The 12,395-nt window shown below is 69.9% G+C and carries 13 protein-coding genes; 11 read left to right on the top strand and 2 right to left on the bottom strand.

The genetic code is table 11. The features are described from left to right. Window positions 1–2: 2 nt before the first annotated feature. Entirely contained in the window at window positions 3–920 is a 918-nt protein-coding gene (locus HF995_RS03985; protein ID WP_168446475.1) for an NAD(P)-dependent oxidoreductase, read from the bottom strand. A gap of 47 nt (window positions 921–967) precedes the next feature. Between HF995_RS03985 and HF995_RS03980 the strand changes: the two genes are divergently transcribed. Continuing rightward, on the top strand, window positions 968–2,017 hold the full coding sequence (locus HF995_RS03980) for a D-2-hydroxyacid dehydrogenase (protein ID WP_168446474.1): 1,050 nt from the start codon (window positions 968–970) through the stop codon (window positions 2,015–2,017). Then, on the top strand, window positions 2,014–2,796 hold the full coding sequence (locus HF995_RS14055) for an IclR family transcriptional regulator (protein ID WP_168446473.1): 783 nt from the start codon (window positions 2,014–2,016) through the stop codon (window positions 2,794–2,796). Before HF995_RS03980 ends, HF995_RS14055 begins: the two co-directional genes overlap by 4 nt. Window positions 2,797–2,880: 84 nt before the next feature. Here HF995_RS14055 and HF995_RS03970 read toward each other — a convergent pair whose 3' ends face one another. After that, window positions 2,881–3,897: a DUF4862 family protein gene (locus tag HF995_RS03970; protein WP_168446472.1), complete on the bottom strand. Its 1,017-nt coding sequence runs from the start codon at window positions 3,895–3,897 to the stop codon at window positions 2,881–2,883. A gap of 222 nt (window positions 3,898–4,119) precedes the next feature. Here HF995_RS03970 and HF995_RS03965 point away from each other — a divergent pair, with 222 nt between their 5' ends. From HF995_RS03965 to HF995_RS03925, 9 genes are all read left to right on the top strand, one after another. After that, complete coding sequence (locus tag HF995_RS03965; RefSeq protein ID WP_168446471.1) at window positions 4,120–5,121, top strand: TRAP transporter substrate-binding protein; 1,002 nt, start codon at window positions 4,120–4,122, stop codon at window positions 5,119–5,121. A 31-nt stretch (window positions 5,122–5,152) separates the two neighbouring features. Continuing rightward, the gene (locus HF995_RS03960) at window positions 5,153–5,659 is read left to right on the top strand and encodes a TRAP transporter small permease (protein ID WP_168446470.1); all 507 of its coding nucleotides are present in this window, start codon (window positions 5,153–5,155) and stop codon (window positions 5,657–5,659) included. Window positions 5,660–5,671: 12 nt separating this feature from the next. Then, a complete protein-coding gene (locus HF995_RS03955) occupies window positions 5,672–6,976 on the top strand; it encodes a TRAP transporter large permease (protein WP_168446469.1) in 1,305 nt (434 codons plus the stop codon). Window positions 6,977–7,064: 88 nt separating this feature from the next. Next, a complete protein-coding gene (kduI, locus tag HF995_RS03950; protein ID WP_168446468.1) occupies window positions 7,065–7,898 on the top strand; it encodes a 5-dehydro-4-deoxy-D-glucuronate isomerase in 834 nt (277 codons plus the stop codon). A gap of 26 nt (window positions 7,899–7,924) precedes the next feature. After that, entirely contained in the window at window positions 7,925–8,695 is a 771-nt protein-coding gene (locus HF995_RS03945; protein ID WP_168446467.1) for an IclR family transcriptional regulator, read from the top strand. A gap of 53 nt (window positions 8,696–8,748) precedes the next feature. After that, complete coding sequence (locus tag HF995_RS03940; RefSeq protein WP_168446466.1) at window positions 8,749–9,534, top strand: SDR family oxidoreductase; 786 nt, start codon at window positions 8,749–8,751, stop codon at window positions 9,532–9,534. Between the two features lie 41 nt (window positions 9,535–9,575). Continuing rightward, window positions 9,576–10,589, top strand: a complete 1,014-nt coding sequence (locus HF995_RS03935; protein WP_168446465.1) for a C-terminal binding protein — start codon at window positions 9,576–9,578, stop codon at window positions 10,587–10,589. Further along, window positions 10,586–11,620, top strand: a complete 1,035-nt coding sequence (locus tag HF995_RS03930; protein WP_168446464.1) for a zinc-dependent alcohol dehydrogenase — start codon at window positions 10,586–10,588, stop codon at window positions 11,618–11,620. The genes HF995_RS03935 and HF995_RS03930 overlap by 4 nt, the downstream gene beginning before the upstream one ends. Beyond that, on the top strand, window positions 11,617–12,381 hold the full coding sequence (locus tag HF995_RS03925; protein ID WP_168446463.1) for an SDR family oxidoreductase: 765 nt from the start codon (window positions 11,617–11,619) through the stop codon (window positions 12,379–12,381). The genes HF995_RS03930 and HF995_RS03925 overlap by 4 nt, the downstream gene beginning before the upstream one ends. Window positions 12,382–12,395 lie beyond the last annotated feature (14 nt).

The raw sequence follows: 12,395 nt of genomic DNA, 5'->3' as shown, positions 1-12,395 counted from the left end.
GATCACGCGACAGCGGTGCTGCGTGCGAGCTGCCCGATCCACGCCTGCACGACTGCGGTGTCCTGCTCGCCCAGACCGGCATCCGTGAGATCGGCGAACACGGACCTCAAGACATCGAGCTGCGGGGTGCCCGTTCCGGTGCGGGCTGCTTCCTCGGTCGCGAAGCCGAGGTCTTTGACCATGAACTTCGCGGCACCCGACGGCGAGTGGTCGTGCTCGGCGAAACGCCGTGCCTTGACGTCGAGGATGCGTGACCCGGCGTACCCGGTGCCGAGGAGCGCGAGAAGACGTGCGACGTCGAGCCCCGCGCGCTCGGCGAGGACGCTCGCCTCACCGAGGGCCGTCACGGTCGCAGCGACGATCATCTGGTTGCATGCCTTGGCGACCTGTCCTGCGCCGAGCGGGCCAAGGTGCTCTGGTCGCCCGCAGGGCGCGAGCGTGGCGCACGCGCGCGCCGCATCGCCCTCGGGGCCGCCGACCATGATCGCGAGAGAGCCCACCTGCGCGCCCTCCTCGCCGCCGGACACCGGGGCGTCGACGACCCGGACGGCGCTCGCGGTCCTCGAGCGGAGCTCGGCGTCGAGGTCGCGCACGCCCCGCGGCGACGAGGTCGAGCTCACGATGACGAGCAGGTCGTCGCCTGCGCCGGCAAGCAGACCGTCCGGACCTTCGAGCAGCTGCCGGACCTGGGGGAGGTCGGGAACCATCAGCACCACGGTCGTGCTCGCGGCAGCGACCTCGCGGGCTGTCGCGTGCCAGACGGCGCCGCTTGCGACGAGGTCGGCGGCGGCGTCGCGGCGGCGGGCCGTGACGTGCAGCCGCCCGGGGCCGAGTGCGCGGAGCAGGTGCCCGGCCATGGGGGCACCCATCGTCCCGAGCCCCACGAAACCGACATCTCCCTCGATCGCCTGTGCGTCCATGCGAGCCACCCTAGCCGAGATGTTCGACATGGTGAATACTGTTCTCCATGTCGAACACGCTCCGCATGGTTCTCGCCACCCCGCTCCCCGAGGAGCTGTGCGTCCAGCTCGAGAGGGAGGCGCCTGGCCTCGAGCTCGTCCGTGACCACGCGCTGCTCCCCCCGATGCGCTACCCGGGCGACCACGACGGTGACCCGGCGTTCCGGCGCACCCCCGAGCAGCAGGCGGCGTTCGAAGCGCTCGTCGACACAGCCGAGGCGCTCTACGGCATCCCCGATGTGTCCCCGGCGGCGCTCGCACGCACGGTCGCGGCCAACCCGCGGCTGCGCTGGGTCCAGACGATGGCCGCGGGCGGAGCTTCGCAGGTCGCGGCTGCGCGCCTGCCTGACGGTGCGCTCGACCGGATCGCGTTCACGACCTCGGCCGGGGTGCACGGCGGGACGCTCGCCGAGTTCGCCCTCCTGGGCGTCCTCGCCGGGGCGAAGGATCTGCCGAGGCTCCAGGCGCACCAGAGGGCGCGCGAGTGGGCACCGCGCTGGGCCATGGGCCAGGTCCACGAGCAGACGGTCCTCGTCGTCGGGCTCGGGAACATCGGTCGCGACTGTGCGCGCCTGCTGAGCGCCGTCGGTGCTCGCGTCATCGGCGCGAACAGGTCGCCGGTCGAGGTGCCCGGCCTCGAGCGTGTCGTCGGGCTCGGCGAGGTGGTCCACGTCGTCGGGGAGGCGGACGCGATCATCGTGACGCTGCCGGGAGCGCCGGGGACGACAGGACTCGTCGACGACGACCTGCTCGGCGCTGCGCGGCGCGGCGTGACGGTCGTCAACGTCGGTCGCGGGACCGTGATCGACGAGCGGGCGCTCGTCGACGCGCTCGAGACCGGTCAGGTCGGGTTCGCGGCGCTGGACGTCGTCGTGCACGAGCCGCTCGATCCGACGAGCCCGCTCTGGGCGCACCCCCGAGTGCTCCTCAGCCCGCACACCGCGGCGCTGAGCGACGCCGAGGACGCTCGCATAGCGCGGCTCGCCGCCGACAATGCGCGCCGGCTGCTCGCGGGCGCGCCGCTGCGCAACCGCATCCGTCCTGAGGATCTCGCGTGAGCGTCCCGGCGGTCGCGCGTGCGATCGCGCTGCTCGAGATCCTCGCCGCCTCGCGCGGCGAGGCGCGCACCCTGAGCGAGCTGTCCCGGGCGCTGGGTGCGCCCAAGTCCTCGACGTCTGCGCTGTGCGCGGAGCTCGAGGGCGCGGGCTACATCGAGCGGGCCGACGGCGGGATGCGCCTCGGGCGCTCGGCCGTCGCGCTGGGCGGAGCGTACGTCCGTCAGTTCGAGCCGGTGCGTGAGTTCGTCACCGTGTGCCGGCGGGACCCGGTGCTCCGCGAGGAGGTCGTGCAGCTCGCCGTGCTCGACGAGATGGTGACCTCCGGTCGGCGCGTCCCCGCCGTCCTGTACCTCGCGCGGCACGATGGCACGGCACCGTTGCGCGTCTCAGCCTCCGTCGGGGACCGCTTGCCTGCCACGACGACCGCCGTCGGTCAGGTGATGCTTGCCGCGCTCGACGATGCTGGACGCGCGGAGGCTGTCCGGGCAGTCGCCGAGGCGTCCGACGGTTCCGTGGTCGAGCGCGTCCTCGAGGAAGAGCTCGAACGCACGCGGCAGCGCGGCTACGGGGTCGACGACGGACGGACGTTCGAGCACGTCGTGGGCCTTGCTGTCGCCGTTCCCGGCGTCGCAGGCACGCGGCCCTGCGCTGTCGGCGTGTCGATGCTCGACAGATATGCCGACCCGACGAAGCGAGCGGCAGTCAGCGAGTCGTTGACCCGCCTGGCGCAGCTGCTGCGCGACCCGGCGCCGGAGCTCTCCGGGCTCGTCTCGAGCTGAGGCCCAGGCGCTGTGGGGCCCGGACCAGGGCAGACGCGCGGCGACCGCAGCCGGAGATGCCTGGTCGCCGCGCCTCGCATGGTTTTAGGCTCCGTACGCTGTGCGCACGAGAGCGAGCGTCGCCTCGGCGAGGGCCACCCGGTCGGTGACGCTCGCGCGGAGCGGGCGTGCCGAGACCTTCGCCCCGACGAAGTCGAGGCCTCCGGCCGCAGCCGCGAACGTCGCTCGGGCCTGCTCGACGTCGAGCGCGGACGTGGCCGACGCTGCGAGCGCAGCGGCCGCACCCCGCGGCGGGATGTGAGCGTCCGTCCACGGCTCGCCCCACTCGCTCGCCTCGGGCGTCGCCCCCGACAGCATCACGCCCCGCAGCACACCCGCAGCCGCGGCTGCCCGGGCGTGCGCGACGGGCGCCGCAGCGTCGCGCGCCTCGATTGCCGACCGCCCCCAGTTGAGCGCGACCCCGAGAGGTGAGCCGCCGTCGTCGGCCGCAGGCAGGCCCAGGTCGACGGCGCGGCGCACAGCCGCGATCTCGTCCGCGATCGAGAAGAAGCCCTTCTCCGGGCGCTGCCCCGAGACGAGCCTGTCGCAGTGCTCGACGACGATCCGCGCTCCCGTGCCCCACCCCGCAATGTCCGCGAGCGAGCTCGCGAGTGCTTCCGACGAGCCCGGAGCGCCCCCGCGAGCGTTCCCGCCGTCGGGACCTGGCGCCGAGTGGACCTCGACCGCCACGACTCGCCGACGGCCGGACGCGTCGGCGAGCCGCTGCGCCAGCTCGCCCACGACCGCGAGGTCGGTCAGGGCCGCCTGACGGCCCTCGTCGTCGCTGGACGCGAGCCCGTACCCCGGGCTCTCGCCCAGCCGACGCATCGTGCTCGGGATAGCTGTGAGGACGACGTCCCGGTCGTCGGGGAGGTGCTTCAGGATCCAGGACGTGACGTGCGCAGCCGCGTCCGAGGTGGGGACGGGCAGCTCGTACGCGTCGAACGTGACGTCACGCAGAGCGGCATAGAACGTGGCCTCGTCCTGCCCGGGGTGGGGTGCTAACGCGTACGAGCCCAGCGTGAGGTGGGTGCGGGGCGCAGTGGCACGGTTGTCAGTCATCGGACTCTCTTCCTCGAGATGCTGTGGGTTGACTTGCTCGGAAGACCATGGCTTACTAGTTCCGTCCACTGGAACTGAGTTCCATTCTGAATCACATCGTCGCGGGTGACGGTGTGGGATCGCAACAAGGTCGTTCGATCACCTCCGCTCGATGTCGAGCATCGGACCGGCCCCCAGCACTTTTGCGGCCCACCAGCGTCAGCCCTCGAGAGGAGCCACCTCATGAAGCGAAACAAGGTCGTTTCGATTCTCGCGATCGGAGCCATGGGGGTTCTCGGTCTGACCGCCTGCAGCTCGGATGACGAGGGCAGCACGAAGGTCTTCAAGGTCGCGTTCAACCAGACCGAGACCCACCCGCAGTACAAGGCCATCTCGGAGCTCGGTGACCGCCTCAAGGAGCGCACCGACGGCCGCTACGACCTCGAGGTGTTCCCGAACGAGACGCTCGGCACCCAGAAGGACACGCTCGAGCTGGTCCAGGCAGGCTCGGTCGACTTCGCGATGGTCGCCGGCTCGCTGCTCGAGAACTTCAACCCAGACTTCGTGGTCTTCAACCTGCCGTTCACGTTCGACAGCAAGGACCACCAGCGCGAGACCGTCAACAACCCGGAGATCTCCGGCGAGATCTTCGAGACCCTCAAGAGCTCCAACATCGAGGTCGTCGCGGGCTTCCACGGCGGCATCCGCTCCGTCTACAACTCCGAGAAGCCGATCAACACGCCTGCCGACCTGGCCGGGATGAAGATCCGGGTCATCGAGTCCGACACCAACCTGCGGATGATGGAGCTCATGGGTGGCTCCGGCACCCCGATGGGTCAGGGCGAGGTCTACACCGCCATCCAGTCCGGCGTCCTCGACGGCGCCGAGAACAACGAGTCGATCTACGCGAACCTCAAGCACGCCGAGATCGCCAAGTACTACTCGTACACGCGTCACCTGATGTTCCCGGACTTCCTCATCACGAACCCGAAGATCCTCGAAGGCATGTCCGAGGCCGACCGAGCCGCGTTCAAGGAAGAGGTCCAGACGGCCCTCACCGCCGAGGCCGGCTACTGGGACGACGAGGTGACCCGCTCGATCGACATCGCCAAGAAGGCTGGCGCAGAGTTCAACGAGGTCGACGCCGAGGCGTTCCGCACCGCGCTCGAGCCGCTGATCACCGAGAAGCTCTCGAACGACACCGTCAAGGGCATCTACGAGAAGATCCGCGCCGCGGCCAAGTGACCCTCACGGGGGCGGATCTGAGGACTACACCATGAACAAGATCAAGACAGGCCTGGACAGGGCGCTCGCGTGGTTCTGCGTCATCCTGTTCGGTGCGCTCGTCGTCGATGTGACCTGGCAGGTGTTCACGCGACAGGTGCTCGACAGCCCGAGCGGCTGGTCGGAAGAGCTCGCGAAGTACCTCTTCATCTGGCTCGGGCTCTTCGGGTCCGCCCTCGTGTTCGGCGAACGCGGCCACATCTTCGTGGACTTCGCCGTGGCCAAGCTGCCTCGCGAGCTCCAGCACTGGGTCGGCGTCCTCGTGCAGGTCGCCATCCTCCTGTTCGCGGCGCTCGTGCTCGTCTACGGCGGGTACAAGGTCTCGGCGCTCGCGTGGGACCAGAACCTCACAGGGCTCCCCGTCAACGTGGGCTGGCTCTACACCGCACTGCCGGTCTCGGGCGTGCTCATCATCTTCTACACGCTCTACCATCTGGTCGCGATCCTGCGGCGTGCCGAGTCCGGCGTGCTCACGGACACCGAGCCGGACGTCCTGTAAGGAGGGTCGCAGATGGAAACCGCAGCTCTCGCAGGGCTCGTCCTCGTCGTGGGTCTCGTCGTCCTGCTGCTCGCAGGCGCGCCGATCTCCGTCGCCGTCGGCCTCTCGTCGGCGCTCGCCATGGTCTCGGCGCTCGGGTTCGAGAACGGCATGCTCACGTCCGCGCAACAGATGTTCCGCGGCATCAACAACTTCTCGTTGCTCGCCATACCATTCTTCGTGCTAGCCGGCGTCATCATGAACAACGGCGGAATCGCACTCAAGCTCATCAACGCCGCGAAGGTGCTCGTCGGACGCATGCCCGGATCGCTCGCCCAGACGAACGTCGCCGCCAACGCCCTCTTCGGAGCAGTCTCCGGCTCGGCCGTCGCAGCGGTCGCGGCCGTGGGCTCGACGATGGGCCCGCTCCAGGCGAAGGAGGGCTACGACAGGAACTTCGCCGCAGCCACGAACATCGCGTCGGCGCCGTCCGGGATGCTGATCCCCCCGAGCAACCTGATGATCGTCTACTCGCTCGTCTCGAGCACGTCGATCGCCGCGATGTTCGTCGCCGGCTACATCCCCGGCATCCTCTGGGCGCTCGCGTGCATGATCATCGTCTACCTCTACGCACGCAAGCGCTCCGAGCTCAAGCTCACCGAGCGCGTCCCGATGAAGACACGAACGCTCGTCGTCGTCGATGCGATCCCGTCGCTCCTGCTCATCGTCGTCGTGATCGGCGGAATCCTGGGTGGCATCTTCACCCCGACCGAGGCGTCGTGCATCGCAGTCGTCTACGCGCTGGTGCTGTCGTTCATCTACCGGAGCATCAAGGTCAAGGACCTCTTCCCGATCCTGCTCGACTCCGCCCGGACGACCGCGATCGTCATGTTCCTCGTCGGAGTCAGCTCGATCATGGGCTGGGTGATGAGCTTCGCCAAGATCCCGCAGATGGTTGCCGACGCGATGTTCTCCGTCTCCGACAACTCCATCGTCCTGGTCCTGCTCATCCTCCTGATGCTCCTGGTCATCGGGTGCTTCATGGACCCGACCCCCGCAGTGCTGATCTTCGTGCCGATCTTCCTGCCCATCGTCACGAGCTTCGGGATGGACCCGATCCACTTCGGCATCATCATGTGCTTCGCGCTGAGCATCGGCACGATCACACCCCCGGTAGGCCCCGTGCTGTTCGTCGGCGCGAAGGTCGCGAACCTCAGGATCGAGGACGTGATCAGGCGGCTCGTCCCGTTCTTCCTCGCCCTCGTCGTCGTGCTGATCGTCGTCGCATTCGTCCCGCAGCTCTCCACCTGGCTGCCGACGGCGCTCGGACTCCTCTGACCCGTCCGGGTGCCGCGCCCGTCCCCCCGAGCGGGCCGGCACCCGGGCCACCTCGCAAGTCCTCCCTATATATAGGAGAAGAAACCTCATGGAACAGCGTTACGCCACCAGCCCCGAGCACGTGCCCGGGATGGACACGGCAGAGCTGCGCTCGCGCTACCTCGTCCAGGACCTCTTCCGGGACGACGCTGTCGGCGCCGTCTACACCCACCAGGACCGCGTCGTCCTCCTGGGAGTCAGCCCGACCAGCAAGCCTCTCGACCTGCCGACGTTCCCCGAGATCCGGTCCGAGTACTTCCTCGAGCACCGCGAGGCCGGGGTCATCAACGTGGGCGGGACCGGGACGATCACCGCGGACGGGACCACGTACACGCTCACGAAGGGCTCGTGCCTCTACCTCGGGCGCGGCGTCAAGGACGTCTCCTTCGCGTCGGACGAAGGCGCCGAGGCTCCCGCAGCGTTCTACGTCATGAGCGCACCCGCACACACGGCGTACCCGACGACGCTCGTCGAGGCAGGCCACGGCAACGTCCGCGAGCTCGGCGACGCGCTCACCTCGAACCGGCGCACGCTCAACCAGTACATCCACGAGAACGGCGTCCAGTCCTGCCAGATCGTCATGGGCGTCACCACGCTGCACCCCGGCAGCATGTGGAACACCATGCCCGCGCACACGCACGACCGGCGCATGGAGGCCTACCTCTACTTCGACCTTCCCGAGGACGCCCGCGTCATCCACCTCATGGGGGAGCCGACCGAGACGCGTCACCTCGTCGTCGGCAACCGCGAGGCGACCATCGCGCCGAGCTGGTCCGTGCACTCGGGGGTCGGGACCGCGTCCTACTCCTTCGTCTGGGGCATGGCCGGGGAGAATCAGTCGTTCGACGACATGGACGGCTTCGCCGTCACCGACATGCGCTGATCTGCGCGACGAGACAGGGGAACGACATGACCGAGCCGACCACGCGCACCGCGAGCGCGAGCGCGAGCGAGAAGACTCTCCTCGTCCTCGAGGCCGCGCTCACGCACTCTCGGTTCACGGACGTGGTCGAGGCGACCGGGCTCGCGAAGGCGACGGCGCACAGGATCCTGGCGACGCTCCAGGAGCGCCAGTTCATCCTCGTGTCCTCGGACGGGCAGTTCCAGCCCGGCCCCAAGATCCTCACCCTTGCGGGCCGGGCTCTCGAGAACATCGACATCTCCTCGATCGCCCGCCCGCACGTCGAGAGGCTCGTCGCGCTCGTGCACTGCACGGTCCACGTCGGCGTCGTCGCGAGCGACGAGATCGTCTACCTCGTGCGGAGCGACTCCGACAAGCCCTACCAGATGCCGTCGCGGGTGGGCCACGCGATCCCGATGCACTCGTCGGGCATCGGCAAGGTCGTCCTCGCGGACTGGAGCGACGAGGAGCTCGAGCGTTTCGTCGCCCGTGCAGGCCTGACGGCGCGTACCGCGCACACCATCACCACGATCGAGGGGCTGCGCGCCGAGATTGCCGACGTCCGCGCCAAGGGCTACGCGCGCGACCGTGAGGAGAACGTGCCCGGCGTCGTCTGCGTCGCCGCCCCGATCCGCGACCACACAGGCACGGTCAAGTACGGCCTCTCGATCTCCTCGATCGCCGTCGAGCACGACGAGGCGCAGATGGAGGCGATGGCGCCGCACGCGATCGCGACCGCCGATGCCATCTCAGAGGCACTCGGCCACATCACGCACTGAACCACCGGCGCCCAGCCTCTGGGCGACCGACTGACCCGAACGAGAGACACACCATGAGCACCAGCACCGTCCCCGCACACCTCACCGACCTCTTCTCCCTGGAGGGGCAGCTCGCCGTCGTGACAGGCGCGAGCCAGGGGATCGGTCTCGCGATCGCCACGATGCTCGCGAGAGCAGGCGCGGACGTCGTCGGCGTCTCGCACAACATGGAGCTCGGCGAGTCGGACGTCCGTACCGCGGTCGAGGGCGCGGGGCGCGAGCTCACCCCCATCCGCGCAGACTTCTCCGACCGCGACGCCGTCACGGCCCTTGCCGCACGGCTCGCCGACCTGCCTGTCGACATCCTCGTCAACAACGGTGGCACGATCCGCCGCACGCCCGCCGCACAGCACTCCGACGAGGACTTCGACCACGTCATGGACGTCAACCTGCGTACCGCGTGGGTGCTGTCGCGCGAGATCGGACGGACGATGATCGAGCGCGGCAGCGGCAAGATCATCAACACCGCGTCGATGCTCTCGTTCCAGGGCGGTATCAACGTCCCGGGCTACACGTCGTCGAAGTCCGCGATCGCGGGCCTTACGAAGGCGCTCGCGAACGAGTGGGCGAGCAAGGGCCTCAACGTCAACGCGGTCGCCCCCGGCTACGTCGCGACCGCGAACACGCAGCAGCTGCGCGACGACGCGGACCGCTCCGAGGCGATCCTCGACCGCATCCCTGCAGGTCGCTGGGCTGAGGCCGACGACATCGCGGGCGCTGTCCTGTTCCTCGCCTCCCGCGCGGCGTCGTACGTCAACGGGGCGATCCTGCCCGTCGACGGCGGCTGGCTCGCCCGCTGACCGGCCGCCCACCCCAGCCTCGACGCACCGGGAGAACCACCGTGCAGATCACCACCACCGAGTGCGACCACGACTCGTTCGCCCCCGAGCAGGCGGTCGCCGACGCGGCGGGCGCGACGCTGACGATCCGTCAGGCGTTCGACGACGACGCGATCGTCGCGGCGTGCGCGGACGCCGACGGCATCCTCGTCCAGTACGCGCGCATCACGGGCGAGCTGATGGACCGGCTGCCGCGCCTGCGCGTCATCGGTCGCTACGGCGTCGGCGTCGACTCGGTCGACATCCCCGCAGCGACCGCGCGCGGCATCGCCGTGTGCAACGTCCCCGACTACGGCACGGAGTCCGTGTCCGACCACGCGATCGGGCTCACGCTCGCCGTCGCGCGGGGCATACCGCGGCTCGACCGCGGCCTCCGGGCGGGCGCGTTCGACCTTCCTGCCGTCCGGCCGCTCTACCAGACGCGCGCCCGCGTGTTCGGTGTGCTCGGCCTTGGCCTCATCGGGACGGCGACCGCCCGCAAGGCGGCCGGCCTCGGCTACGAGGTGATCGGGTACGACGCCGCGGCTCCCGACGGTGCGACCGAGTTCCGCGGCGTGACGCACGTGAGCCTCGACGAGCTGCTCGAGCGCAGCCAGGTGCTGTCGATACACACGCCGCTGACCGACGAGACGCGCGGCATGATCGGATACGCACAGCTCGACCGGATGCGCAGCGACGCGATCATCGTCAACACCGCGCGCGGCGGCGTGATCGACACCGACGCTCTCGTCGACGCGCTGCGCGCGGGAGCGCTCGGCGGTGCGGGCATCGACTGCCACGAGGCCGAGCCCCTGCCCGCCGACCACCCGCTCACCACGTTCGACAACGTCGTCCTCACGCCGCACCTCGCCTGGTACACCGAGGAGTCGTACGACGAGCTCAAGCGCCGCACGATCGAGAACGTCGTCGACGTCTGTTCCGACCGCGCGCCGCGCAACATCGTCAACCCCGAGGTGCTCGGGACCCCTGGGCGCAACGCCACGTGCGCCCCCGCACGCGAAGGAGCGCAGCGATGACCACCATGAAGGCAGCCGTGTGGACCGCCACGGACACGGCGGAGATCCAGGTCCTCCCGCTTCCCGAGGTCCCCGACGGTTGGGCGCTCGTCCGCGTCGCGTACAACGGCATCTGCGGGACCGACCTGTCGATCTACCACGGCAAGCATCCCCGAGCGCAGCACGGTCTCGTCCCCGGTCACGAGATGTCCGGCTGGATCGAGCAGCCGGGCGACAGCGGCCTCGAGGTCGGTCAGCTCGTCGCGGTCGAGCCACTCATCTCGTGCGGCGAGTGCCGTGCGTGCACGACGGGCAGCGCGCACGTGTGCAACGCGCTCGGCCTGTACGGCATCGACGCCCCGGGGGGGATGGCGCCGTACGTCGCGCTCCCACCGCGCGTCCTGCACGCAGTGCCCTTGAGCGTCGACCCGCGCACCGCGGCGCTCGCCGAGCCGCTCGCCGTGGCCGTCCACGCCGTCGAGCTGTCCGGCATGGAACGCGGCGACACGGTCGCCGTGTTCGGCGCCGGACCGATCGGCCTGCTCACCGCGCTCGTCGCCCGCCACGCGGGTGCCGGCCGCGTCGTCGTCACGGAGCCGAGCGCCTGGCGCCGGTCGGTCGCCGACGAGATGGGGTTCGACGTCGTCCCCGAAGGCCTGACCATGACCGAGCACCTCGTGCGGCTCACGGGCGGGGAGGGAGCCGACACGACGTTCGACTCGGCGGCGCACCCGTCCGTCGCAGCCGAGCTCGCCGCCGCGACGCGCGTCCTCGGTCGCATCGTCATCGTCGGCGTCTACAAGCAGCCGACCCCGGTCGACCTGCAGGCGATCTGCTTCAAGGAGCAGTCGCTCCAGGGCGTGCGCGTCTACACGACCGCCGACGTCGTCCGTGCGATCGAGCTCATCGCGTCCGGCGAGCTCGGACTCGACACCTTCCCGACCCGCGCCTACCCGCTCGACCAGGTGACCGAGGCGTTCGACGCCGCGACCACCGGAGCCGATGCGCTCAAGGTCCTCGTCACCCCCCTCTCGGACGGAGCAGACGCATGACCACGCCCAACCCGGCGTTCGACCTGACGGGGCGCACCGCCGTCGTCACCGGCGGCGGCCGCGGCCTCGGCCTCGGGATGTCCGAGGCCCTCCTCGACGCAGGAGCCGACGTCGTCGTCCTCGCACGCGGTGGCGTACCAGCCGAGCTCGAGGCGTACGCGTCCGAGCGCGCCCGCACCGTCTCGTTCTACCGCGTCGACCTCGCCGACGCCGCATCGATCGACCAGGTCGCCGCCGAGGTCCTCGCCGCGCACACGGTCGACATCCTCGTGAACAACGCCGGGACCCAGGACCGCTACCCCGCGGCGGAGTTCCCCCTCGACGCGTGGGACGCCGTCCTGGACGTGAACCTGCGTGCCGTCTTCCAGCTCTGCCAGCTCTTCGGGAGGCCCATGCTCGAGCGCGGCGAAGGCAAGATCATCAACGCGGCCTCTCTGCTCACCTTCCAGGGCGGCCTCAACGTCGCCGCGTATGCGGCGTCGAAGGGCGCGGTCGGGCAGCTCACCAAGGCGCTGTGCAACGAGTGGTCGGGCAAGGGCGTGAACGTCAATGCCGTCGCACCCGGCTACATGGCGACCGATATGAACGAGGCGCTCCTCGCCGACCCGGTCCGTCTCGAACAGCTCTCCGTGCGGATCCCCGCCGGCCGGTGGGGCACGCCCGAGGACATGGGTGGCGTTGTCGTGTTCCTCGCGAGCCCGGCCGCGCGCTACGTCCACGGGCAGGTCATCGCCGTCGACGGCGGCTGGATGGCGCGCTAGCGCCCCGCTCGCTC

The sequence above is a fragment of the Sanguibacter hominis ATCC BAA-789 genome (genome assembly GCF_012396185.1).
Taxonomy (GTDB): domain Bacteria; phylum Actinomycetota; class Actinomycetes; order Actinomycetales; family Cellulomonadaceae; genus Flavimobilis; species Flavimobilis hominis.
The sequence above is the reverse complement of the archived record's forward strand: the minus strand, read 5'-3'. Positions and strand labels throughout refer to the sequence as shown.

What these genes read in the sequence shown, in the direction of transcription:
- HF995_RS03985 (WP_168446475.1), bottom strand. Translation starts at nt 920, where the DNA reads ATGGACGCACAGGCGATCGAGGGAGATGTCGGTTTCGTGGGGCTCGGG.
- HF995_RS03980 (WP_168446474.1), top strand. Translation starts at nt 968, where the DNA reads ATGTCGAACACGCTCCGCATGGTTCTCGCCACCCCGCTCCCCGAGGAG.
- HF995_RS03970 (WP_168446472.1), bottom strand. Translation starts at nt 3,897, where the DNA reads ATGACTGACAACCGTGCCACTGCGCCCCGCACCCACCTCACGCTGGGC.
- HF995_RS03965 (WP_168446471.1), top strand. Translation starts at nt 4,120, where the DNA reads ATGAAGCGAAACAAGGTCGTTTCGATTCTCGCGATCGGAGCCATGGGG.
- HF995_RS03960 (WP_168446470.1), top strand. Translation starts at nt 5,153, where the DNA reads ATGAACAAGATCAAGACAGGCCTGGACAGGGCGCTCGCGTGGTTCTGC.
- HF995_RS03955 (WP_168446469.1), top strand. Translation starts at nt 5,672, where the DNA reads ATGGAAACCGCAGCTCTCGCAGGGCTCGTCCTCGTCGTGGGTCTCGTC.
- kduI (WP_168446468.1), top strand. Translation starts at nt 7,065, where the DNA reads ATGGAACAGCGTTACGCCACCAGCCCCGAGCACGTGCCCGGGATGGAC.
- HF995_RS03945 (WP_168446467.1), top strand. Translation starts at nt 7,925, where the DNA reads ATGACCGAGCCGACCACGCGCACCGCGAGCGCGAGCGCGAGCGAGAAG.
- HF995_RS03940 (WP_168446466.1), top strand. Translation starts at nt 8,749, where the DNA reads ATGAGCACCAGCACCGTCCCCGCACACCTCACCGACCTCTTCTCCCTG.
- HF995_RS03930 (WP_168446464.1), top strand. Translation starts at nt 10,586, where the DNA reads ATGACCACCATGAAGGCAGCCGTGTGGACCGCCACGGACACGGCGGAG.
- HF995_RS03925 (WP_168446463.1), top strand. Translation starts at nt 11,617, where the DNA reads ATGACCACGCCCAACCCGGCGTTCGACCTGACGGGGCGCACCGCCGTC.